Source organism: Nocardia nova (genome assembly GCF_002933465.1).
Taxonomy (GTDB): Bacteria; Actinomycetota; Actinomycetes; order Mycobacteriales; family Mycobacteriaceae; genus Nocardia; species Nocardia nova_B.
The window spans coordinates 1-21,893 of sequence record NZ_PSZE01000031.1; the positions used below are offsets into that span (position 1 = coordinate 1).

A 21,893-nucleotide genomic window follows, 5' to 3' on the forward strand; every position below is an offset into this window, starting at 1 on the left:
ATCTCAGCCCAATCCTCCACAGCAAGCATCCCTTCGGTCCTCCCTGGCTCGGATACAGCCAGGGTCACCGACCAGGTGGTCCGTTTTGAGTTGCCGCGCGGTGGTCATTTTTCACGTGCTGCCGACACGGGGGTGCCGGTGTTCCTCGGGCGATGAGTTCGGTCGACTCGACGTGCTCGCCGATCCGGATTCTATTGCGGTGGCTCGCAATTGCTCTACGACTACTTCGAGCGGCGCTGTGACCGGGCCGGCTGATCGAGCTGGGCATGCTGGGTTACGGTCCGAGGAATAGGCGTTCGCAGGCAGGCGCGGCCACAGCGGGCAGTTCTCGATGGTGTCGGAAATCAATTCGATTGTGCACCAATGCCTTCGTCCCCAATCGTGGATCAGATTGCGTGTCGCCGCCGTGGCCACATAGTCGAAGACCATGTCGGCCAGCCAGACCCGCAGGTGCACATCATCTTCGGCTGGGAACTGTTCTTCGGCGGTCATGTACATCGCCTCCTCGGGCAACGTAGGCAAGTAATCCCGTAGCTTCTGCCCTCCTTCGGACTCGCCAGCCGGACGAACATCTCTGGCATACCAATCACGACAGCGCCTCCAGCAGCACCGAACCCGCGATCACCATCGGCGGAGGCATTAATAGAGCGAGATCACGAGTTTGCTGCTCAGCGCTCGGGATACGCACAGCGCCATCTGGTCGCCCGCGGCTTTGTCGGATGCGGATAAGCAGTTGTCGCGGTGATCAGGTGTCCCGTCGAGTACGCCTGACACGCACGAACCGCAGATGCCTTCCTCGCAGGACTTGAAGACTTCCACGCCGTTTTCGGTCAGCACCGAAAGGATCGAGCGGTCGGCCGGGATCTCGAATGTCTCTCCGGTATCGAGTTCAACTGTGAACGATGTGTTCTCGGTAGCGTCGATCTGGGCGGCCGCGAAGTGTTCGACGTGGACGTGCTCGGCGCCGACCCGGGGCTCGAACACCGCGGTCACGTTGTCCATGAATCCCCGCGGCCCGCAGGTGTAAACGTGGCTGTCAGCGGTCAGTTCGGCCGCGGCTTCGGAAAGGACAAGTGCCTGCTTGTCCCGGTGCACGCCGAGGTGCCACCGCACCCGATCGTGGAATTTCACACCGGATTCGAGCAGCTCGGCGAACGCCGCTTCGTCGCGGGAGCGGGCGAAGTAGTGCAGTTCGAAGTCCGCGCCGCGGCGATCGAGTTCGTAAGCCATGCTGAGCAGGGGTGTCACGCCGATACCGCCCGCGACGAGGAGTGTCCGATCGGCATCATCGGCCAATGTGAGGAGATTGCGTGGAGCACCGATCTCGAGGTGGTCCCCGACCGAGACGGTGTGCATCGCCTCCGATCCTCCGCGCGACTCCGATTCGCGCTTGACCGCGATGAGCAGTGACGATGGGTCATCGGGTGGGCTACACAGCGAGTACTGGCGCTGAATCCCGGTGGGACCAGTGACGTCGATGTGCGCTCCCGCTTGGTATGGGCCCAGTGGTTCGCCGTCGTCACGGGCGAGCCGCAGCGAGCGGATCGCTGCCGTCTCCATCGAGACTTCTGTGACGCGGACCAGGATATTCGTCATTGCTCGCACCTCCGTCAGCGCAGATACAGGCCGCCGTTGGCGTCCCAGCAGGCACCGGTGACGGAGGCTGCATTTCGTGACGCGATCAGGGCCACCATGTCGGCGATGAAGGCGGGATCACCCAATCGCCCGACAGGGATGTTCTTGGTGAACGAGTCGAGATTGCCCGCGCCGATCAGCGATCGGACATTCGGCGTCTCGAGCGGCCCCGGTGAAACGGCGTTGACCGTTACACCGCTGCTTGCCAGCTCGCGGGCGAATACTTTGGTTGCGGACAAGATTGCGCCTTTTGATGAGGCGTAGTGTCCACCGGTGGCGGTGCCGCCGCTCTGGCCGGCCAGCGATGCCATGTTGATGATGCGGCCGTAGCCTTCCCCGCTCATATACGCGCCGAAAACCTGACATGTGTAGAACACGCCGTGGAAGTTGACCGACATGACATCGGCCAGTTCGTCCGGAGTTATGTCCAGCAGCGGGCGTGCCTGGGTACGGGCCGCGTTGTTGACCAGTACGCGGACCGGGCCAAGGGTTACCGCATAGTCGAGCAGGTCGGCGACTCGAGCATGATCGGTGACGTCGACTCCGTACCCGCGCGCCGTGTGGGCGGAAGGATCGAGTTCACGCGCGACGGCGTTCGCGTCGGCTTCATCGATGTCAGCGATGACAACGGTGTGCCCGTCGCGATGCAGCCGCTTCGCGATCGCCGTACCCAGTCCATGTGCGGCTCCGGTGACGACTGCCACGCCTTCGCTGCGGGCCTGGGTCTCGGCGGGAGAATCTTCGGTAGTCATAGCAGAAACCCTGCGGCTGGCACCGGCTCTTCGCTGTCGATCATCCGCACGACCTTGAGCGCGATCCTGTCATCGGTCGTGCTGTGGGTGGACAACTGGATCCGGTGCAGCAGATCCGCGGCCCAGATATCGTGCCGGTTGCGCTTATAGGCGGTCAGGATCTGCGCCGATCGGAGCACCACTTCGTCGTCGGACACCGACTCCGGGACGAACCTGGAAACCGTGCGCACCGTTCGAGCCGCGTCGACGGCCGCGATGGCGTAGCCCTCGGTCATCCGAGTGACGCGCATGCGCCGCATGCGGGCGTCGTCATAGACGATGTTGAGGCTGGCGGCGAAGTCCTCGGTATCGCGATCGATGGGAATTACGTAGATCCCGTTGTCGGTGAACAGCTCATTCCACTCGACGTATTTCTTTCGGTCGAGCAGTTCGGCTTCGCGCCAGACGAGTTCGATCGCCCGGGCGACACGGGGATCGCCCGTGGAGATCGTGCTGAGAGTAGTGAGTGGCTCAGTCATCGCTCATCATTCGCTTCCACTGGTGGTACGCCGCGCGCATACCGGTTTCGTCGGTGACATGAGAGGTGGGCCACCCCTCGGCGTTCGGCTTCTCACGGTTGAGGCCCCGATTCACCATGATGGGCATGTCGGGGGCGCCGTGCGCACCGCGCTGCACGCGGTCCCAGCCCTCGGCGTCATCGGGTGTGCCGAAGCCGAAGGGGCCCTGGAAGTGTTCGTGGATGCGCAGGCGCTCCCGGTTGACGACATCCAGCTCAGGGGGTCCGTCCGGGCCGAGGGCGATATGTTCGATCCAGGTCTCGTCGACCGCGATCGGCCGCAACACTCGGAAGAAGGAACCAGACATCGAGATGTTCGGGAACAGGTTGAGATTGAAGCCAGTGCCGTGCATCGCCCGGACCAGCCTGCGCACCTGCGAGTCGTCGAAAGTCTTCGACAATTCGGTGACCAAGCCGCTGAATCGGTCTTGCAGGGGCTCGGTACCATCGTCCACACTCAGGTCGGCGTGTTCGGGAACCATCTGCATCACGCTGTGCCCGTTGCCGAGATCGTGAGTGATCGCTGCCGGATCGGTCATGAATGACATCATGTCCGCGGTCTCGGAGTCGACCGACGCCATCCACGACCGATGCACGATCGGAAAATGGTATCCGTCGGTTGTGTTCTCCAACTGGATCTTCCAGTTACCGTTGAATTTGAATTGGTGCTTGCCGAGGACCTTGATCGGATACCCGGCTCCCTGCTGCATGAACCGATCGATCCACATGGCCGCGTCGCCGAGAAAGTCGACCAGCGGTTCGACACCTTCGTTGAAGGTTGCGAAAATCATGCCGCCATAGGATTCGGTACGCAGTTTCTGCAGTGACAGTTCACGCTTGTCGATCTCCTCGTCGTATCCATCCGGGTACGGGATACCGCGCAGGGCGCCATCGAGTCCATACGACCAAGCGTGATAAGGACAGGTGAATCCGTTCGCACGCCCCTTCGGCTGCTCACAGATGCTGGCACCGCGGTGACGGCATCGGTTCAGCAAGGTCCGAATAGCGCCTTTGCGATCGCGAGTGACAATGACCGGTTGCCGGCCTACGTAAGTGGACTTGAAGGTCCCCGGTACCGGCAGCTCGGACTCATGCGCAACCCAAACCCAGGTGGATTCGAAAATCTTTGTGATCTCCTGTTCGAAGATCCCCGGATCGGTGTAGAGCCGGGCTGCGACGCGGTCGGCGAGGGCGAAGTCGGCTGCGGCGGGGCCGGTAGTATTTGTGCTCATCTGACGTGCTCCGTTCGGGATCAGTCGGGAAGTGAGACGTCGTCTCGGACGGTCAGTGCCCGTCCGATGCGGGCTTCGATCTTGGCGAAGCGCCACAGCCGCACATCGCCGCCCGCGACGGGCGTGGTGCGGAGCAGGTTGCACGCTGCGACGACCGTGTCCCTGGTATCGACGTCGGCGAGGATGTAGCAGCTCCACGGCCACCCGTACGACGGGCCGACCATGTGTGCGTCATCGTCGATATCGCCGATGTATTGCACGCCAGGAAAGGCTTTGAGCTCGTCCAACAGCGTGACAAACGCTTTCCAGACGTCACCGGTGGTGATGTTGTCGGCAGGCAGGTCGAAGAAATTCTGATTGATGCCGATGCAAAAGAGCACCCGAAGCGGCTCTGCGGTCATGCTGGTCTCCTTGTTGTGCGGGTAATCAATTTCTGCTCACCGGAAACCAGGCGTGGTGGGCGGGAGTCCCATCAGGACAGCGCCGGCGGCGTCGAACATTGCTGGCCCGAGGAAGGCGTGCTGTTTCGGGACAAGAGCATCGCCGAGCAGCAACTGCAACGGATGGTCGGTGTAAATCGGCGCGGTGCCGGAAATCTCGAGCACCCTCGCAACGACATCGGAGGCGGTTTTCGCGAGGTTGGCGGAACTGAGTCGCAACAGAGCGTTTTGTTCGTCGGTGGCGGGGTCGCCAGCCACGACGGTCTCCCAGACTTCGTGACTGAGCTCGTAGAACCACGCCCTGGCCGAACGCAATGCCGCCTCCGCGGACGCGATTCCGGTTCGGTAGTAGGGGCGATCGGCCAGCTTCGGAGCTCCGGTGATGCCGGCGTACCCGGCTCCGACCCGAGTGGCGTAATCCAGTGCGGCCCGTGCCACTCCGGCGCCGACAACCGCAAGAACCTGCGCGGCGTAGGCGATAGTGGGGTAGCGGTACAACGGCTCGTCAACGGTGGGTTGGCCGCCCCGGACGAAGGTCCAGGACGCGGGTACCTCCACATTGTCGACAGCCAGATCGAAAGAACCGGTACCGCGCATACCGACTACGTTCCAGTTCTGCACGATCTCGACCTGGTGCGGCCGCAACAAGGCGGTGCGCTGCTTGCCGGAGTTGGAGTCACCATCGGGGATACCGACCCCGAGAATATCCGCGCCCATGCAACCGCTCGCGAACTGCCACCGTCCGTTGACCAAGTAGCCGTTCTCGGTTCGCGGCGCCGGTTGAACCGGGAAAAGACCGCCGGCGAAGACCACGTCGGGGCCATCCGCGTAGAGCTCGGCCTGTGTCTCGAGCGGCAGCGCGGCGAGATAGATCAGCGATGAACCGAAGCTGGCCACCCAGCCGGTCGAGCCGTCGACAGCGGAGATCCGTTCGATGCGATCCAGGAATTCGGCGGGCGGCATCGGCTGTCCGCCGAACATCGCCGGCGTCGCCGCGCGATACAGTCCGACTTGTTTCAGCCCGGTGATGAAATCCTTTGATACATAACGCTGTTCGCGGAACTCTGCACGACGCTCGGCGAGTTCGGTCAAAAGGCCCTCGAAAGTCGGCCTTTCGAGTGAGGTCGTACCCGTTGTGGATTCGGGCTGGACCTCCTGGGTTTTTGTCATCGCTACTCCTCGCTCGGCCTGTTATTCAGGACCCTACGAGCGACTGCGGAAGTCCGAAATCGGTATTGTCTATGCGCACGTAGGGGATTTCCTTAGCGCGCGACAGGCATGCTGGACCTACGCTGGCGGAATGACCGACTCTCAGGCCCCCGAGCTAGTTGCGGATGACTTCGTGGCCATCATGGCCGCCACTCGGCTCTGCGTGCTCATTCACGATGCTGAGACCAAGAACATCCTCTGGGCGAATCCCGCTGCCTGTGAAATGCTCGAGTGGAGTGTGAGCGAGTTGCGTCCGCTCAAAGCGAACGACATGAGCAGTTCCGCGCAGCAGTACGACCGGGTGATCGGTCGAGCGTGGTTGCAAGAGGCGGTAGACAACGGTGTCAGTCGCATCGAGTGGCACTACCGCACACGGTCCGGACGGGTAATTCCCACCGACGCCCTGGCGATTCGGGTCGAGTTGGCACAGGGGCCCGCGGTCATGGTCCAGTTCCGGGATATCGAACACGAGCAGCAGGTGGAACGTGATCTTCGATTGACAACGTCGTACGTGGATGCGCTGGCTCACCATACTTCCACCGTCGCCCTGATGCTGGATGCGGCCGGAAATGTTCGGTTCGCGACCGATACCGCAGTCGCGCTGATCGGCGCGGATCTGGATGAACCTCTCGGACATGTCACCCGGTGCGGGCGACTGCGCTCGGATGGCCAGGCAGTCGAATGGCGTGAAATCGCTTGCCGAGCAGCCCCGGTAGCGGCCGTGCAATTGGAGATACCGCGTGCTGATCGGGATCCGATCTGGCTGGAGGGCAGTCTGGAACGGCTGAAGGATCCCGATGGCGAAGCGATGTTGATGATCTTGCACGATGTCTCGGACCGGATTCAGGAAGAGGTTCGTCGAGAACGAGAGCTGCATCGTGAGAATTACCTGGCGCGGTACAACGCGATGGGCGACATGGCCATGGCGATCGCACATGAGCTCGGCCAACCCTTGGCTGCCGCCGGTAATTTCCTGGCCGGTGTCCGGGCGCGGGCGCCCGAGTCCGCCGATCTGCTGTACGGAATCGACAGCGTGGAACGGCAGATCGAACGAGCAAGTGCCATTGTCAACGCGGTGCGCGCCTTCGTCGGGCACCTCGAGCACATCCAACAGGTTGTCGACCTGAATGCGATCGTCGAAGAATGCCTCTACTTCGTGCGGTTGCGGGCCGCGCCGCTCGGTGTGGACGTCAATGTGCGATTCCATCCGCACCCGGTGATGGTTCGGTGCGAGCGTGTGCTTACCGGGCAGGTGGTGCTCAACCTGTGCTTCAACGCGATCGATGAAATGGCAGCCTGGGCGGATCGCCCACGTGCGATCACAATAAGCACGAGTGTGGGTCAGCAGGCGGGTGTGGTCACGGTCGACGATCAGGGCAGGGGGATACCGCATGATCCATTCGAGGAGTCGTTCACCTCTAAGACGGGTGGCAGCGGAATCGGTCTGGCGCTGAGCTATCGGATAATCACTCGACAGCACGGCACCATCTGGGCCGAGCGTCTCGAGAAGGACGGCTCGAGGTTCGGTTTCACACTTCCGCTCTCCCACTGATAGCGTGGCGCATTCTTCTGTGGACGATTCTTCTGTGGACTATTGCTCCGCCAAGCCGTGTAGGGGAAATCCTCAGTGCCAGCGGTGAAATTCTCGATATCTCGGCAGTGGCGTCGGGCCTTAATGTCGGATCGAGGGCGCAGCCCATATCCGACATAGGAGGAATCATGTCCGAGTTGACCCGGACTCAGCGCGAGTACCGTTCTGCGATGGCGAACCTGTCGGCTGCGGTGAGCGTCGTGACGACCGATGGTTCCCACGGTCGCGCCGGTATGACGGTGAGCGCTGCGTGCTCGGTGACCGACGAGCCGCCGACGATGCTCGTGTGTGTCAACAAGTCGAGCAGATCCCATGACATCCTGCTCGCGAACGGACGGTTGTGCGTCAACGTGCTGGGTGCACATCAGCAAGAGCTCGCGATGCACTTTGCCGGAGCGACGAATGTGCCGACCGATGAGCGGTTCGAACACGGTGTGTGGGACCACGAAACCGACGATGTGCCGGTTCTGCGCGACGCCCTCGCATCCATCGTCGGCCGGATTGTCGCGGGTAAGACATTGGGCTCGCATTCGGTGCTGTTCGTCGAGGTCGACAAGGTGACCACAAGACAAGACAGCGAGGCCCTGATCTACTTTCAGCGTCGTTTCCACAGTGTGGCCGTGTCGAGCCTGTCGGCCTGACCGCATCGATCGAGGAGGACTGCTCACAATGAAAGATGCGGGCGACAGCGGTCGCAGGATGACGCTGACCTGTTACAACGACACCCATGGTTATGGCTGGCGCCATGTCGATCTCTTTGTGCACGATCTCGAAGGTCGCGAATTGGACTGGGTGCATTGGCAAGTGCCGCAAGACGGCCCGAACGCAGCGGACGCGGTGACCGCGGTTGTGGAGCCCTCGCTGCGCCGCGTATCGGAGTGGCGGCATTCGGTGGGTCCGAGCGGCATGGATTACTGGGTCGCCGACGCCGCGTGGGCGGACGCGTGACTGCGGACGATCGGATGCGGCCGTGGTCGTTGCGCGAGTTGGTCGGTGAGTTGACTTCCGGGATAACCACGCCGATTGCGGCATGGCAGCGGGCGCGCGCCCGAACCGCCGATACCGAGCACGAACTGCGGGCGTGGGTTTCGATGGAACCGGAACCGGAATTCGATTCCGCCGCCGGTCTGCTCAGGGGAGTGCCGCTGGGCGTCAAGGACATAATCGACGTCGCGGGACTTGCGACGCGGTGCGGCTCCGCGCTACGCGCCGATGCCGCACCTGCGTCCGCGGACGCGGCGATTGTCAGCGCTTGGCGTCACGCCGGCGCGGTGCCGATCGGCAAGACCGTGACGACGGAGTTCGCGTTTTTCGCACCCGGTCCGACGCAGAATCCCGCACGATTGGGGCACACCCCGGGGGGATCGTCGAGCGGCTCGGCCGCTGCCGTCGCCTCTGGCCAAGTGCCGCTCGCCATCGGGTCGCAGACCGCCGGATCGGTGACCCGTCCGGCATCCTTCTGCGGCGTCGCAGCGCTGGTGATGAGCCGTGGCCGGCTCCCGGTGGACGGGGTGACCGGGCTGAGCCCGAGCTTGGACAGCCACGGCGTGTTCGCCGCTACGGTCTCCGACCTGGCACTGGCATGGTCGGCCTTGACTGACCAGCCCGATCCGGCGCTTTCCGCGCAACGGGCGCCGCGATTGCTGGTGTGGAATGCGGCATCACTCGATGTGGTTGCACCCGAGATGCGTGATGCGCTGCAAACCGCTCGAAACCGGCTGACCGAGGCCGGGGCCGAAACCGCCGATTTCTTACCGGAGCGATTGGTTTCAGAGCTCACCGCAGCGCATCCAGTGGTGATGGCGTACGAGGCCGCGCGTGAGCGAGCTGTGGAATTGGCCGCGGCTGGTCAGCTGAGCGAGCCGTTGGCAACCCTGTTACTGACCGGTGCCGCAACCAGTGTGGACGCCTATGACAGAGCCCTGCAGACCGTGGCAGCTGGTCGTGAGACCGTGGCGGCCTTGTTCGACCGGTATGACGCGATCTTGGGTCCGGCGGCGCCTGGAGCCGCGCCGGCTGGATTGGCGGCCACAGGTGACCCGATCCTCAGTCGGGCGTGGCAAGCGCTCGGATTACCGACGGTGACGGTTCCCGCATTGCGCGCAGATTCGGGGCTGCCGCTCGGTCTGCAACTGATCGGGCCCGCTGGCGCGGAGGAAGCCCTGCTGGCAGCCGGTTGCTGGGTCGAAGCCGCATTACGTGGCTGAGGTGTGATTTCTAGATTTCTAGCCGGCAGACGAGGATGTCGTGCACCAGCGAGCCCAAACTGTCCGACTCGGTTTTGGCCTTGATGCGTGCACGGTGCACGTCGACCGTCTTGACGCTGGTGCCCAGTTTCCGCGAGATCACTTGGCTGGCCTCGCCATCGATAACGAGTCTCAGCACCTCGAGTTCGCGCTGGGTGAGGGTCGACACGCGACGCAGTACCGAGCGGCGGAAGGCGTGCTCGGCGAAGCGCCGCCGCGCGGCGATCAGTTGCTGTTGCACGACTTCGAGCATTCGTTGTGGCTCATAGGGCTTCTCGAGGAAATCGACCGCGCCTTGGTGCAGGGCCCGCACCGACATCGGAATATCCCCGTGGGCGGAGCAGAAGATCAGCGGTGCGACGTAGTCGAGCTCCATCAGCTTCTGCTGCAGCTGGAATCCGCCGATTCCCGGCATGCGAACGTCAACGATGACCACAGCCGGTTCATCGGGATCGAACTCCGCGAGGAACGAGGTCGCGTCGGCGTAGGTCAGCGCCTGGATGCCGACACTTTCGAAGAGGAATACCAGCGAATTCCGGAGGTCCTCGTCGTCATCGACGATATGGACGACGGGATCAGTGTCGAGGACCTCCGGCGAACTCATCAATCCAGCCTTCTGCAATGTTTGCCCAACAGTGAGCGCGGTCAGGGCCGCATCAGTAGCGAGGCGGATGGGTGAGTGCTAGTCCAACCTAGCGGCAAAGGTGCGATGAAAACGTTCTCGGTGCGCGTACGGGTGATTTTCCACGTACCGCTGATCTTGCGAAAGGCATTGTTGAGCCGACTCGAGCGCAGGACCGACGTGCCGTCGGAAAACAGCCAGGGCTGCATATGGATCCACTGTCCGGTCGCACTGTCGCCATCAACATGAATCTGCTCCGAGGTGAGGTAATGGGCGTTCAGGACCAAAGCTGGATCCTGCTTGCGGCCCCAGAACCCCTCGAAGTGAGCCCGAATCGCCGTGGTTCCCTCAGCGCGCCCGAACTGGCCGTCGTAATATTCGCCAACACCCTCCCACACGGCATCCTCGGCATAGAGTTCCATGATCAAGTCGATGCGGTGCGCGTCGTCGCGCACACCGAATTCGGGACACGGTGTGTCACACAAGAACATGTAGCGGGATTGCAGCCGCCGGATATCGGCCTCGGCCTCCAGCACCTCGATGCGACGGAGCAGGTCGGCCGTGGCGATATCGTCGGTCATCAGTTATTTCCGCCGAGAACGATGGTGACGGTTTTGGTTTCGGTGTTGGCCAGGACAGCCTCGGTGCCGAGTTCGCGGCCGATTCCGCTCGCCTTCTGGCCGCCCCACGGCAGCTGAGGTGCGAGCGGTGACCAACCGTTCACTCCGATAGCGCCGACCTGCAGGCGCGCTGAGACGGTGTGTGCGCGAGAGAGGTCGGTGGTCCACACGGTGGCCGCCAAGCCATAGTCGTTGTCGTTGGCGAGTGCGATCGCGTCGTCGTCATTGTCGAACGCGATGACGGTGCCGACCGGCCCGAAGATCTCCTCACGCGCGATGGTGAGGTCGTTGTTCCCAGCGAAAACTGTTGGGGCAACGAAGAAGCCCGCGTCCTCGGGGGCAGATCCGCCGGCTACGAGGGTGGCCCCTTCGGCGTGGCCCTTCTCGATGTAGCCGAGCACCCGCTCGCGCTGGTTCGCGTTGACCAGGGGCCCCATGGTGGTGGCCTGGTCGAAGGGGTTTCCCACGACCTGGGCTTTGGCAGCCTGGGCGAGGCCGTCGAGGACTGCGTCGAAAACCTTGCGGTGTACGAGGATACGTGTGCCAGCGGCACAGACCTCACCCTGATTCGAGAAGATGCCCATCGCAGCGCCGCGAACCGCGGATTCGAGGTCTGCATCGTCGAAAATGATCTGCGGTGATTTGCCGCCGAGTTCGAGCGTCGTGCGTTTGAAGTTCACCGCGGAATTACGCAGAATCCGCCTGCCGATCTCGGTGGAACCGGTGAAGCTCACCTTTTGCACACCAGCGTGTAGTGCGAGCGCTTCGCCGACGACCGAACCCTGGCCCGGCAACACCTGTACCGTGCCGGCGGGGAACCCTGCTTCATCGATCAACGTGGCGAGGTGCAGGATCGACAATGACGCGTCCTCAGCGGGCTTCACGATCACCGTATTGCCAGTTGCGAGCGCGGGGGCGAGCTTCCAGCCGAGAATCATCAGCGGTGCGTTCCACGGCACGATCGCCGCGATGACACCGACAGGTTCTCTGCGGGAGTAGCAGTGTGTCGGAGCCCCCATGTATCCGTCGTTGGTGATCAGCTCGCCGTTGATCTTGTCGGCCCAGCCGGCGTAGTACCGCAGGGAGGCGACGAGATTGGGGATGAACATCGCGGTGACCGAAGTCAGCGGGGCACCCATGTCCAGGGACTCCAGGGTCGCCAGGGTCTGGGCGTCACGTTCGACCAAGTCGGCCAGCCGGTTCAGCAGCAGACCCTTTTGCGACGGAGGCACCGCGGCCCACGCACCGGTCAGTGTCTCGCCGGCGATGGCAACCGCCCGGTCGACGTCGGCCTCGTCCGCTGCGGCGATCTCGGCCAGCGCCTCGCCGGTGGCCGGGTTGAGCGTGGTGAACGCGCCGGCGCCGCCGGCCGACCACTCACCGCCCAAGAAAAGGCTGGTGGTGAGTGATGGGATGTCCACGACCATCAAGGACTCCTTTTGATTGGTTCGTTCGTGGTGTGGGGCTGGGGAGGGTGGTCGAGAGCAGTCGGTAGCGGCTCCGGACCGGCACCCGCGAGGCGCGGGCTTGTGCTCTCGGGTACGGAGACGTCTGTAACGCCACGCCAGCGCGAATCCTCCACTCGCCGCCGCGAACTTGTCAGGCGGATATTTTCGAATTGCATCGACCCGGTCCGAATCGACCGGGGCTGTACGAATCATCGGACGTCCGCCGGGGCGACCGATAGAGCAAACAGCGTCCGGTGCGCTGGATGGTGATTGTTTGTGCATGCAATGGGGAATCCGGATCACCCTTCGGGGTCGCAGAGCCTCGGGCCGGACGTTGAACACGATGCTGTCGGAGGTAGCGGAGCTGGAGGCGGTGCGGGCGGTCGGGCTGCCCGTTGACGTGTTCGCCGATATCCTCGGGTGCCCTGCGCTACTACCCGATCGAGGAGGCGCTCCCCGCTCATCGCGGGGTGAGCTCGGACTGGCGGGAGCTGATCTATTCCACCGACAAGCACGGAAAACAGAGGTGTATACGTTCCAGGCGCTGCGGGATCAGTTGCGGTGCAAGGAGATCTGGGTGGTCGGTGCCGAGAAGTGGCGCAACCCCGCCGAGGATCTGCCCGCCGATTTCGAGGAACACCGCGCCGAGCATTACGAGGGGACCGGTCACTCACTGTTCGAGCGCACCGCCACCGAGCGTCGAACTCGCCCGGTAACCCTGCACCGATCGGGTAGTCGTCGTCCACGTCGACGGTGGGCTGGTACTCATTCCGCGCGGGTCCCGGAGGCGAGGAAGATCGGGAGGGCGACGAACAGCCGGTCGTTGCGTGCCCTGACAGCTTGCGCGTCGAGCCAGTCGCCTTCTCCGCCGATGTCGGCGAGCAGCGGCAAGCACGCGTCGTCTGTCCACACGATCGTATGGACCTCGACGGCTACATTGACAAACCCGTTGTCCAGCAAGAGGTTCCGGTATCGGCGGGCGACCCGCGGGTTTGGCATACCGAAGGTTGCGAGCCTGAGGTAGGTCGTCGAAGGCGCCGCGGAGGGTAAGCACGGACGCCGACTGACAATGACCAAGCCCCGATCAGGGCATATGCCGAACATCGTTGGATTTCGGCGATTACTACTGGAACCCCTGGTCGGTGCCACAATCGTGCGATGACAGCTGCCAGAACTGCCCGCCACCAAGGAATCTCGGCCTGCCTGGCATCCCGCAGCGATGTCGAGCTCGCCGAGTTGGTAGGCACTGGTCGCACCATAAGCGTGGGTGTGGGGGGTGGCGCGGCGCTTGTCGACGTCGACGGCGTGCCGGTGTTCATCAAGCGGATCCCACTGACCGACCGGGAGGTCGCCAACTCTGGCTCCACGGCGAATCTTTTCGACCTGCCGATCTTCTGCCAGTACGGTATCGGCGGCCCGAGCTTCAACGCCTGGCGCGAACTGGCGGCGAACATCATCGTCACGGATGCCGTTCTGGCGGGTGAGACGCAATCCTTCCCGATCCTCTACCACTGGCGGGTGCTGCCCGGCCGGCCACCGGTCACAGCCGAACACGCCGACGTCGACGCCGTGGTCACTGCCCAGGGTGGCAGCCGAGCCGTGCGGGCTCGTCTCGAGGCGCTGGCCGCCGCTGAGTGCAGTCTTGTACTGTTCTGCGAGTACATCCCTCATCCGTTGGCGGATTGGCTGCGGGAGAACCCGGCTGGCAGGGCCGTGACACTCGAGCGGCAGCTTTCAGAGATCGTGACGTTTCTGCGGGATCGGGAGTTGCTGCACATGGACGGGCACTTCGGCAACATTCGCACCGATAGCGAACGGATCTATCTCAGCGACTTCGGGCTGGCCACATCGCCGCGATTCGACCTGTCGGCAGCCGAGCACGACTTCACGAAAAAGCACGTCGCGCACGACGCCGGCTACGCCGCGATGCGACTGGTCAACTGGCTGGTGACCGATGTCTGCGGTGTACCGACACCGTCCGGCGGCGGTCCGGTCGCCCGTAACGAGTACGTGCTCCAGTGCGCCGCTGGGCGCATACCGGATGACGTGCCACCGGTGATCGCCGCGATCTTGACCCGGCACGCACCCGCCGCCGCGAAGCTGAACGCCTTCTACTGGAAGCTGTTCGGCGGCGACCTCTACGCGGAGTATCCCGATATCTGAGGGCGATGGGCCGATGTTCCCGGCCGGTAGCGGTTCGCCAGGAACCTGCGAGCAGGGAACGGTGTGCGAGCATGATCGGTATGGCGATTGCTGCGGGATCTATTGCTCACGTCCGTCTCACTGTGTGCGATATCGGCCGGTCGCGGGCCTTCTACGAAAAGGTTTTCGGCTGGCCGGTGGCGCTGGAGGTTCCGGCCGATGCGGATGAGGAGACGCGTGAGCGTCTCGGTTTCCTCTATGGCGGGGTGATCTACCGGATGGAACAAGGTTTGATCGGGCTGCGGCCTGTCGGTGCCGACCGGTTCGACGAGAACCGGGTCGGTCTCGACCATCTCGCTTTCACTGTTGCGTCGCTCGCCGAATTGGAAGCCGCCGCAGCGCATCTGGACGCTTGCGGCGTGGCGCACGAGGACATCAAGGACATCGGTGTCAGTTACATACTGGAGTTCCGAGATCCGGACAATATCGCCCTGGAGCTGGTCGCGCCCAAGTAGCCGTCACGTGAAGGGACAGCCGCAGCTCGAGACGAACGCGCTCGAGCAGCCGATGCCCGCGTCCGGACGCCCGGCTTCCATCGGTCCGGTGTGACGCCCAGTCACGGGTCCATGCTCTCGGTCTACCGGCGCACGTTGCGGTCGAACAGAGCCAACAGCTCGCGGTAGTGACGTTCGGCGGCCTCGGCGTCGTAGGCGGAGGTGTCGGCCTGGGTGAACCCGTGGTGGGCTCCTTCGTGGACCTCGGTGCGGTGGCGGACGCCGGCGTCGGCGAGCGCCGTGTCGAAGACGCTGATGTGTTCGGGTGTCATGTGGTCGTCCTCGCCGGCGTGGGCGAAATACAGTTCGCCCGTGATGTTTCCGACGCTGCGGTGCGGACTGTCGGCGGTGTCGGTGACGAGCGGTCCGCCGTGGAATCCGGCCACCGCCGCGATCCGGTCGGGGAACATGCCGGCGGTCAGTACCGCCAGGCGGGCGCCCATGCAATAGCCGGTGACGCCGGCCTTGCCCGCGGTGACCTTCGGCGAAGCCGCGAGCCGGTTGAGGTAGGCGCCGGCATCGGAGCGCCAGAGCTCCGGTGTGAGGTCGCGGATCATCGGGAAGACCTGCTGAAAGATCTCGGGTCTCCGCGCCGCGCCGACGTCGAGTCGTCGACGCCCGGGAACGGCAGATCGCGGTAGGCGGAATATCGGTCCGCCCGGGAGCACCCCGTGCGACACCCTTCTCGATACCGCTGAAACGTCCACCGCGGTGGGCTGAGGACGGCCGCCACGACTTCCTGCTGTCGGCGATGGGCGATGCCGGAACCGTTCGCCGGTGCCACCGGGAGGCCCGGTCGCCCGGTCGCGATCTTCTGACCGCCGCGCAGCACGCCGGGCGCGGTGGCTACGGTTGAGGATGCGGCATCGGGGGCGGTAGGTGAGTGAGGTGATCATGACGAACCGCGCTGCGGAGTCGCTCGTCCCGGGAAGTTTCGCGACCACTCCGGAGTCGTACCCGGACCACGCGATCAGCGACATCGTTCGCATCTGGGCGCAGCGGATTGCGCACCAGGCCGCATTCGTCACCACCGGTGGGTCCACCAGTTGGAGTGAATACGACCGGTCGGCGGACGCGATCTGTGCAGCGTTGCGCGCTACTCCCGGCGGACCACGTTCGCGCGTCGCGCTGCTCCTCCCGGATACCGCGGCAGTCCACGCGGCGCTGTGCGGGTGCTACCGCGCGGGACGCGTCGCGGCGGCCGTCGGGGTGCGATCCGGCGTGCGCGAGATCGCGCACGTGATGCGCCGGACCGCCGCGTCGACGCTGGTCACCGCGCCCGAGATCCGAGGCAGAACCTGGCAGGCGCTGGTCCGGGAACTCGACGCCGAGGGTGTCGTCTGCTCGGTGGTCCCGGCGCCGTACGGATTCGGCCTGTGGTCGGCGCATTTCCTGCCCGCCCTGCTGGGACTGGACGCGCCCGGTCTGTCGAGCCGGCTCGCATCGCGCGGGGTGACCAAGGAATACACGCCCGAATATGTCGTGGCGGTGGACCGGCTCCGCCTCGGCCCGGGCGGCAAGACCGACCGCGGGGTCGCACGCGACACCGCGATGCGCATGCTGGGGCTGCGGTGATCGCCCTCGAACTTCCCGATCTGCCCGTCCGGGCAGTTCTCGATCATCTCGTCGCGACGTTGGCCGACCGGGGGACGGCGGTCCTGGTCGCGCCGCCGGGCACCGGGAAAACGACGTTGGTGCCGTTGGCGCTGGCGGCGAACAGCTCCGGCCGGGTGCTCGTAGCCGAGCCGCGGCGGCTGGCGGCACGGGCCGCGGCGGCGCGGATGGCCGCGCTGCTGGGCGAGCAGGTGGGCGAAACCGTCGGCTACTCGGTCCGCGGGGATCGACGAGTCGGTCGGCGGACCCGCATCGAGGTCGTGACCTCCGGCTTGCTGGTGCGCCGCCTGCAGGACGATCCGGAGCTGGCGGGTGTCGACGTGGTCGTGCTCGACGAATGTCACGAGCGCCATCTGGACGCGGATCTACTGTTGGCGCTGCTGCTGGACGCCCGGGCCGGATTGCGGCCGAATCTGCGAGTACTCGCCACATCGGCGACCGTTGCGGCCGAACGCCTTTCCACGCTGCTCGGCGCGGACGACGCGGCGCCGGTGGTGCGGGTCGAGGCACAGGCCTTTCCCGTCGTCACTACCTACGTCCCACCCTTGCCCCGGGAGCGAATCGACGCACAGGTCGCACGCGCCACCCGGACCGCACTGGCCGAAACCGAGGGCGACGTCCTGGTGTTCCTTCCCGGTGCGGCCGAAATCAGAAGAGTCGCCGCTCTTCTGGACGAACGCGATGGCGTGGATATCGTTGCGCTGCACGGCAGATTGTCCGCGACGAGCCAGGACACGGCCTTGCGCCCCGGGCCTCGGCGGCGCGTGGTGCTCGCCACGGCGGTGGCGGAGTCGAGCCTGACAGTGCCGGGCGTCCGTGCCGTGGTCGATTCGGGCCTTGCCCGTGTGCCACGCATCGATCGGGCGCGCGGGCTGTCCGGCCTCGCCACGGTCCGTGTCTCGGCGGCCGTCGCCGACCAGCGCGCCGGGCGGGCCGGGCGCGAGGCGCCGGGCCGGGTGTGGCGATGCTGGCCGGAGCATGAGCACGCCACCCTGCCCGCTTATCCCGACCCGGAGATCCGCGCCGCCGACCTCACCCGGCTGGCCCTGGAATTGGCCTGCTGGGGCACGGCGGACGGACACAGCCTCACCTGGTGGGATCCGCCGCCCGCCGGTGGGCTGACCGCCGGCCGGAATGTGCTGCACGCCTTGGGAGCCGTGGACTCCGACGGTGCGGTGACCGACCGCGGGCGGCGCATGGCTCGCATCGGGCTGCACCCGAGACTGGCGCGCGCGTTACTCGACGGAGCGGCCGCCGTGGGAGCACGAACAGCCGCGGAAGTCGTCGCAGTCCTCGACGACGACACCCTGATATCGGGTGTCGATCTCACCGCCGACCTGCGTCGGCTCCGGCGTGAGCAGCCGGTGCGCTGGCGACGTGAGGTCGAGCGACTGGCCCGAACGGTCGCCGGGCCGGTCGGGGCGGACGATCCCGCTTACGTTGTGGCGCTGGCATATCCGGAACGGTTGGCGCGCCGACGCGCCCCCGGATCGGCGAGCTATCTCATGGCCGGCGGTACGGCGGTCACGCTGCCGCCCGGCTCGGGAACCGGCGATCCGGAATGGCTGGCGGTCGGCGTCGCCACCCGCGACCCCGGTCGTGCCGAGGGCTACATCCGGCTGGCCGCGCTCGCGGATGAGCACCTGGCCCGCCGCGCAGCCTCGGATCTGCTGACGATCACCGACCAGGTCGAGTGGGTCGACGGCGATGTGGTGGGGCGGCGGGTCGAACGACTGGGTGCGATCACCCTGTCGGAGAAGCCCATTCGCGATCCCGACCCGAGCTTGCTCGGCGCCGCCGTGCGCCACGGGCTGACCTCGTCGGGGCTGGGCCTGCTGTCCTGGCCCGCCGAGGCGACCGCCCTTCGTCGGCGACTCGACTTCCTGCACCGCACTCTCGGCGACCCGTGGCCGGCGGTCGACGACGAGGCGCTGCTCGCCGCCGCCGACACCTGGCTCGGCCCCGAACTCGCCGCCGCACGCCGCCGCGCCGATCTCGAACGCATCGACACCGCACAAGCCTTGCGCAGAGTGCTGCCCTGGCCGGACGCGGCGCGCATCGACGAACTGGCACCGGAACGCGTGCAGGTTCCCTCCGGCAGCCGCGCCCGCATCGACTATTCCGCCGACCCACCGGTGCTCGCGATCAAGGTGCAGGAGATCTTCGGCTGGACCGACGCACCGCGCCTCGCCGACGGCCGCGTCCCGATCGTGCTGCATCTGCTCTCACCCGCTCAGCGCCCGGTCGCGGTCACCGCGGATCTCGCCTCGTTCTGGCGCACCGGCTGGCCTCGCGTCCGCGCGGACCTGCGCGGCCGCTATCCCAAACACGCCTGGCCCGAAGACCCCACCACCGTGCCCGCCCACCGAGGCACCGCCCGCAACGCCGGGCGTGGCTAGGCCGGACCCGCGTTCTCGGCGCCGGATACGAACTGCAGGCGGGCCGTCGAAGCCTTCGTGGACGTCGTTTCGGCCGCGCACTGACCGGGTGAGCACTCCGTTCGCGCGATAGGGGGAAATTCGCGGCAATTGGCGGCAGGATGGCGGGTATGCGCGCACTCATCCAACTCCGCCCCTCCGCCGATCTGATTGCCGCAGTTGCCGATCCGGCCGTCTCGGTGGCCCCGGCCGATGTCGCCGGCGAATTGCCCGGGTTCGACCTCGACCACGACTTCGCCCCGCTGTCCCTCCCGGATACGGTGGCCGCCGAACAGGCGGGCGCGGGTTCGGTGGTGGTGCGCGGGCAGATCCCCGACGGCGACCTCGGGACCACGCTCGCGCGACTGACCGGAACCCGCGGCGTGGCAGGCGTTTTCGCCGACCCGCGGATCGAGACGAACCTCACCTGTGGCGGCGATCCGGCGGTCGGGACCTGGCACGACGTGCAGACCCTGTTGCACACCGGCGATCTGGCCGCCGGTGGGATGGACGGAAAATCGGTGGCGGTCGCGATCGTCGACACCGGAATCAACGCCGCCCGCGTCGAGCAGGCGCGCGGCGGCCCGGTGACCGTCGACGCCGCGCGCAGCTGGAATCCACCGGGTGTGAGCGGCACGGCCGGTCAGTTCGCGGTCGACCACGGATCGATGTGTGCGTTCGACACCCTGATCGGCGCGCCGAACGCCACGCTGCTCGATATTCCGGTACTGCAGAGCAAGACTCGCGGCGGCTCCACGATGGACGGGCTGCTGTCGGACGCGCTGGCCGCCTACGCCCATCTGCGCACCGTGCTCACCGATCAGCCGGAGGCGACCCGCACGCTGGTGATCAGCAACAGCTGGGGGGCGTTCGCACCGGACTGGGACTTCCCGGTGGGGCAGCCGGGCAACTACTCCGACAATCCGTCGCATCCGTTCAACGTGATCGTCGGTTCGCTGGAAGCGGCCGGCGCCGACATCCTGTTCGCCGCGGGCAATTGCGGTCGCGACTGCCCCGATTCCCGGTGCGCGTACCAGGATCGGCCGATCGGCGGCGCCAATTCGCATCCGAGCGTGCTGAGCATCGGCGGTGTCGACACCAAGGGGCAGCGCGTCGGTTACTCCTCGCAGGGGCCGGGCCGGTTGTCCGATCGCAAACCCGACATCTGCAGCTACACCCACTTCCTCGGATCGACGGTTTTCGGCGCGAAGGAGCCCGATACCGGAACGTCGGCGGCCTGCCCGGTCGCCGCCGGACTGGTCGCGGCGATCCGCACGGTCTATCCGGCGAGCAAGCTGGCACCGGCCCAGTTGCGAGACCTGGTGCGGCGCACCGCAACCGCACAGCCCGGCGGGTTCGACCACGACTACGGATTCGGTGTGGTGAACGCCGCCGCGCTGCTGGCGGAGCTGAAGAACACCGAGATCCGCGCGTAGCGTGGAACCATGCCGCTGCTCACCGTCCGGCTCTCCACCGACGCCACCCTGGCGGCGGCGCTGCGCGAATTACACCTCACCGCGGCCGAGGTCGACCTCGATTACGGCCTCGTCGCGGTGGACCCGGAGCAACACCTGTATGCCCTGCGGGTGAGCGATGCGGCAGCGGCGCGGGCGGCGGCGGTCTCGGATGCGGCCGAGATCTTCGCCGATCCGCGCATCGGCCCCGCACACGACGCCGGGCCCGATCCTCGGTCGCCCCGGCTCCCGCCCGACGACTCCGCCCCGGCCTGATCGCGGCACGAATTACCCCGTCCCGCTGCCGAATTTGACAGTCTGCGCTATATCGGCGATACGTTCCCAACCATCGAGGAGCCTTCTCGTGTCCGATCATCCGGTCGACCTACGCACCGATGTGGCACACCCAGCCCGCATGTACGACTACTTTCTCGGCGGCAAGGACCACTACGAGGCCGACCGCCGCGCCGCCGAGACCGCTCTCGCGAACTTTCCGGCGGTCCGCCTGACCGCGCGCACCAACCGCGAATTCATGCGCACCGCGACGCGCTATCTCGCCGAGCAAGGTGTGCGCCAGTTCCTCGACATCGGCACCGGGATTCCGACCGAACCCAATGTGCATCAGGTCGCGCAGGGACACGCGTGCGAGTCGCGGGTAGTGTATGTCGACAACGATCCGATCGTGCTCGCGCACGCACGGGCATTGCTGGTGAGCGCACCCGAAGGCCGCACCACCTATGTGCAGGCCGACGCCGCGAATCCCGAGGCGATCCTCGGCTCCAGCGAGCTCCGCGACACGTTGGATCTGTCGCAGCCGGTGGCGATTTCGCTGATGGCGGTGGTTCACTTCGTGCCCGGTGACGTCTACGGCATGGTCAACACGTTGATGGATGCGCTGGCCCCCGGCTCGTATCTCGCGATGAGCCACGTCACCACGGATTTCGACAACGGCGACCGCGATCCCGACGGGATGGGCCGGCTGCTGCAGGTGTATCTGGATCAGGGCATTCCGGTGCGTCCACGCAGTCGTGACGAGGTCGCCCGCTTCTTCGACGGCCTCGAACTCGTCGAGCCGGGTGTCGAGGTCATTCATCGGTGGCGGCAGGAGGGCATCGAACATCCCGCCGACCACGACAAGAAGGTGTCGCTGTACGGCGCGGTCGGTAAGAAGGTGTGAGCGCCGAAGGCGCATGCTGCGGTGCTGCGCCGGCACCGCCGAAGCAGGGGCGACGCGGTCGGGCTGTATCCGACCGTGGCATCTTCCCGCAGGCTGACCCCAGAAACATGGCCATAGGACCCCAGGAAACAGATAACCCCCAGCCGAAGCCGGGGGGTTATCTGTAACTCCAAGTTACATACAG

The 21,893-nt window shown here is 65.5% G+C and carries 23 protein-coding genes; 11 read left to right on the forward strand and 12 right to left on the reverse strand.

What is annotated here, in order from left to right:
- Positions 1-111 precede the first annotated feature (111 nt).
- From C5E41_RS33490 to C5E41_RS27400, 7 genes are all read right to left on the reverse strand, one after another.
- Positions 112-492, reverse strand: a complete 381-nt coding sequence (locus tag C5E41_RS33490; protein WP_146097707.1) for a hypothetical protein — start codon at positions 490-492, stop codon at positions 112-114.
- A gap of 147 nt (positions 493-639) precedes the next feature.
- Positions 640-1,596: a PDR/VanB family oxidoreductase gene (locus C5E41_RS27375; RefSeq protein WP_104378628.1), complete on the reverse strand. Its 957-nt coding sequence runs from the start codon at positions 1,594-1,596 to the stop codon at positions 640-642.
- Positions 1,597-1,610: 14 nt separating this feature from the next.
- On the reverse strand, positions 1,611-2,387 hold the full coding sequence (locus tag C5E41_RS27380) for an SDR family NAD(P)-dependent oxidoreductase (protein ID WP_104378629.1): 777 nt from the start codon (positions 2,385-2,387) through the stop codon (positions 1,611-1,613).
- Complete coding sequence (locus C5E41_RS27385) at positions 2,384-2,905, reverse strand: aromatic-ring-hydroxylating dioxygenase subunit beta (protein WP_104378630.1); 522 nt, start codon at positions 2,903-2,905, stop codon at positions 2,384-2,386. The genes C5E41_RS27380 and C5E41_RS27385 overlap by 4 nt, the downstream gene beginning before the upstream one ends.
- Positions 2,898-4,175: an aromatic ring-hydroxylating oxygenase subunit alpha gene (locus C5E41_RS27390; protein WP_104378631.1), complete on the reverse strand. Its 1,278-nt coding sequence runs from the start codon at positions 4,173-4,175 to the stop codon at positions 2,898-2,900. The genes C5E41_RS27385 and C5E41_RS27390 overlap by 8 nt, the downstream gene beginning before the upstream one ends.
- 20 nt (positions 4,176-4,195) lie before the next feature.
- Positions 4,196-4,576, reverse strand: a complete 381-nt coding sequence (locus C5E41_RS27395; RefSeq protein WP_104378632.1) for a hypothetical protein — start codon at positions 4,574-4,576, stop codon at positions 4,196-4,198.
- A 36-nt stretch (positions 4,577-4,612) separates the two neighbouring features.
- Entirely contained in the window at positions 4,613-5,785 is a 1,173-nt protein-coding gene (locus C5E41_RS27400) for an acyl-CoA dehydrogenase (protein WP_104378633.1), read from the reverse strand.
- On the opposite strand from C5E41_RS27400, the gene C5E41_RS27405 reads away from it, so the two are divergent.
- The 4 genes from C5E41_RS27405 (at position 5,751) to C5E41_RS27420 (ending at position 9,622) form a co-directional block, all read left to right on the forward strand.
- The gene (locus tag C5E41_RS27405; protein WP_258081295.1) at positions 5,751-7,376 is read left to right on the forward strand and encodes a PAS domain-containing sensor histidine kinase; all 1,626 of its coding nucleotides are present in this window, start codon (positions 5,751-5,753) and stop codon (positions 7,374-7,376) included. The genes C5E41_RS27400 and C5E41_RS27405 overlap by 35 nt on opposite strands.
- Positions 7,377-7,543: 167 nt before the next feature.
- The gene (locus C5E41_RS27410) at positions 7,544-8,056 is read left to right on the forward strand and encodes a flavin reductase (RefSeq protein ID WP_104378635.1); all 513 of its coding nucleotides are present in this window, start codon (positions 7,544-7,546) and stop codon (positions 8,054-8,056) included.
- A 28-nt stretch (positions 8,057-8,084) separates the two neighbouring features.
- The gene (locus C5E41_RS27415) at positions 8,085-8,363 is read left to right on the forward strand and encodes a hypothetical protein (RefSeq protein WP_258081296.1); all 279 of its coding nucleotides are present in this window, start codon (positions 8,085-8,087) and stop codon (positions 8,361-8,363) included.
- Positions 8,364-8,377: 14 nt separating this feature from the next.
- Entirely contained in the window at positions 8,378-9,622 is a 1,245-nt protein-coding gene (locus tag C5E41_RS27420) for an amidase family protein (protein ID WP_104378677.1), read from the forward strand.
- 10 nt (positions 9,623-9,632) lie between these two features.
- On the opposite strand, the gene C5E41_RS27425 is transcribed toward C5E41_RS27420, so the two are convergent.
- The 4 genes from C5E41_RS27425 to C5E41_RS27445 all read right to left on the reverse strand — a co-directional run bounded on the left by C5E41_RS27425 (position 9,633) and on the right by C5E41_RS27445 (position 13,311).
- Positions 9,633-10,265, reverse strand: coding sequence for a response regulator transcription factor (locus tag C5E41_RS27425; protein WP_104378636.1), 633 nt, complete (start codon positions 10,263-10,265; stop codon positions 9,633-9,635).
- Between the two features lie 41 nt (positions 10,266-10,306).
- A complete protein-coding gene (locus C5E41_RS27430; RefSeq protein WP_104378637.1) occupies positions 10,307-10,864 on the reverse strand; it encodes a nuclear transport factor 2 family protein in 558 nt (185 codons plus the stop codon).
- Positions 10,864-12,330, reverse strand: a complete 1,467-nt coding sequence (locus tag C5E41_RS27435) for an aldehyde dehydrogenase family protein (protein ID WP_104378638.1) — start codon at positions 12,328-12,330, stop codon at positions 10,864-10,866. Before C5E41_RS27435 ends, C5E41_RS27430 begins: the two co-directional genes overlap by 1 nt.
- 786 nt (positions 12,331-13,116) lie before the next feature.
- Complete coding sequence (locus C5E41_RS27445) at positions 13,117-13,311, reverse strand: hypothetical protein (protein ID WP_219823268.1); 195 nt, start codon at positions 13,309-13,311, stop codon at positions 13,117-13,119.
- 198 nt (positions 13,312-13,509) lie between these two features.
- On the opposite strand from C5E41_RS27445, the gene C5E41_RS27450 reads away from it, so the two are divergent.
- Both C5E41_RS27450 and C5E41_RS27455 read left to right on the forward strand, forming a co-directional pair.
- The gene (locus C5E41_RS27450; RefSeq protein ID WP_104378639.1) at positions 13,510-14,514 is read left to right on the forward strand and encodes a serine/threonine-protein kinase; all 1,005 of its coding nucleotides are present in this window, start codon (positions 13,510-13,512) and stop codon (positions 14,512-14,514) included.
- 80 nt (positions 14,515-14,594) lie between these two features.
- The gene (locus C5E41_RS27455; RefSeq protein ID WP_104378679.1) at positions 14,595-15,008 is read left to right on the forward strand and encodes a VOC family protein; all 414 of its coding nucleotides are present in this window, start codon (positions 14,595-14,597) and stop codon (positions 15,006-15,008) included.
- 122 nt (positions 15,009-15,130) lie between these two features.
- Here C5E41_RS27455 and C5E41_RS27460 read toward each other — a convergent pair whose 3' ends face one another.
- Positions 15,131-16,036 carry a dienelactone hydrolase family protein gene (locus C5E41_RS27460; protein ID WP_308706074.1) on the reverse strand — a complete coding sequence of 302 codons (906 nt, stop codon included), beginning with the start codon at positions 16,034-16,036 and terminating at the stop codon, positions 15,131-15,133.
- Between C5E41_RS27460 and C5E41_RS27465 the strand changes: the two genes are divergently transcribed.
- The 5 genes from C5E41_RS27465 (at position 15,942) to C5E41_RS27485 (ending at position 21,709) form a co-directional block, all read left to right on the forward strand.
- Positions 15,942-16,622 carry an AMP-binding protein gene (locus tag C5E41_RS27465; protein WP_104378641.1) on the forward strand — a complete coding sequence of 227 codons (681 nt, stop codon included), beginning with the start codon at positions 15,942-15,944 and terminating at the stop codon, positions 16,620-16,622. The genes C5E41_RS27460 and C5E41_RS27465 overlap by 95 nt on opposite strands.
- The gene (gene hrpB, locus C5E41_RS27470; protein ID WP_104378642.1) at positions 16,619-19,060 is read left to right on the forward strand and encodes an ATP-dependent helicase HrpB; all 2,442 of its coding nucleotides are present in this window, start codon (positions 16,619-16,621) and stop codon (positions 19,058-19,060) included. The genes C5E41_RS27465 and hrpB overlap by 4 nt, the downstream gene beginning before the upstream one ends.
- 149 nt (positions 19,061-19,209) lie before the next feature.
- Positions 19,210-20,514 carry a S8 family serine peptidase gene (locus C5E41_RS27475; RefSeq protein ID WP_104378680.1) on the forward strand — a complete coding sequence of 435 codons (1,305 nt, stop codon included), beginning with the start codon at positions 19,210-19,212 and terminating at the stop codon, positions 20,512-20,514.
- Between the two features lie 9 nt (positions 20,515-20,523).
- Positions 20,524-20,808: a hypothetical protein gene (locus C5E41_RS27480; protein WP_104378643.1), complete on the forward strand. Its 285-nt coding sequence runs from the start codon at positions 20,524-20,526 to the stop codon at positions 20,806-20,808.
- An 88-nt stretch (positions 20,809-20,896) separates the two neighbouring features.
- Positions 20,897-21,709, forward strand: coding sequence for an SAM-dependent methyltransferase (locus C5E41_RS27485; RefSeq protein ID WP_258081297.1), 813 nt, complete (start codon positions 20,897-20,899; stop codon positions 21,707-21,709).
- Positions 21,710-21,893 lie beyond the last annotated feature (184 nt).

Coding starts and splice junctions, on each gene's coding strand:
- C5E41_RS33490 (WP_146097707.1), bottom strand. CDS start 492: ATGACCGCCGAAGAACAGTTCCCAGCCGAAGATGATGTGCACCTGCGG.
- C5E41_RS27375 (WP_104378628.1), bottom strand. CDS start 1,596: ATGACGAATATCCTGGTCCGCGTCACAGAAGTCTCGATGGAGACGGCA.
- C5E41_RS27380 (WP_104378629.1), bottom strand. CDS start 2,387: ATGACTACCGAAGATTCTCCCGCCGAGACCCAGGCCCGCAGCGAAGGC.
- C5E41_RS27385 (WP_104378630.1), bottom strand. CDS start 2,905: ATGACTGAGCCACTCACTACTCTCAGCACGATCTCCACGGGCGATCCC.
- C5E41_RS27390 (WP_104378631.1), bottom strand. CDS start 4,175: ATGAGCACAAATACTACCGGCCCCGCCGCAGCCGACTTCGCCCTCGCC.
- C5E41_RS27395 (WP_104378632.1), bottom strand. CDS start 4,576: ATGACCGCAGAGCCGCTTCGGGTGCTCTTTTGCATCGGCATCAATCAG.
- C5E41_RS27400 (WP_104378633.1), bottom strand. CDS start 5,785: ATGACAAAAACCCAGGAGGTCCAGCCCGAATCCACAACGGGTACGACC.
- C5E41_RS27410 (WP_104378635.1), top strand. CDS start 7,544: ATGTCCGAGTTGACCCGGACTCAGCGCGAGTACCGTTCTGCGATGGCG.
- C5E41_RS27415 (WP_258081296.1), top strand. CDS start 8,085: ATGAAAGATGCGGGCGACAGCGGTCGCAGGATGACGCTGACCTGTTAC.
- C5E41_RS27420 (WP_104378677.1), top strand. CDS start 8,378: ATGCGGCCGTGGTCGTTGCGCGAGTTGGTCGGTGAGTTGACTTCCGGG.
- C5E41_RS27425 (WP_104378636.1), bottom strand. CDS start 10,265: ATGAGTTCGCCGGAGGTCCTCGACACTGATCCCGTCGTCCATATCGTC.
- C5E41_RS27430 (WP_104378637.1), bottom strand. CDS start 10,864: ATGACCGACGATATCGCCACGGCCGACCTGCTCCGTCGCATCGAGGTG.
- C5E41_RS27435 (WP_104378638.1), bottom strand. CDS start 12,330: ATGGTCGTGGACATCCCATCACTCACCACCAGCCTTTTCTTGGGCGGT.
- C5E41_RS27450 (WP_104378639.1), top strand. CDS start 13,510: ATGACAGCTGCCAGAACTGCCCGCCACCAAGGAATCTCGGCCTGCCTG.
- C5E41_RS27455 (WP_104378679.1), top strand. CDS start 14,595: ATGGCGATTGCTGCGGGATCTATTGCTCACGTCCGTCTCACTGTGTGC.
- C5E41_RS27465 (WP_104378641.1), top strand. CDS start 15,942: ATGACGAACCGCGCTGCGGAGTCGCTCGTCCCGGGAAGTTTCGCGACC.
- C5E41_RS27460 (WP_308706074.1), bottom strand. CDS start 16,036: ATGCGAACGATGTCGCTGATCGCGTGGTCCGGGTACGACTCCGGAGTG.
- C5E41_RS27475 (WP_104378680.1), top strand. CDS start 19,210: ATGCGCGCACTCATCCAACTCCGCCCCTCCGCCGATCTGATTGCCGCA.
- C5E41_RS27480 (WP_104378643.1), top strand. CDS start 20,524: ATGCCGCTGCTCACCGTCCGGCTCTCCACCGACGCCACCCTGGCGGCG.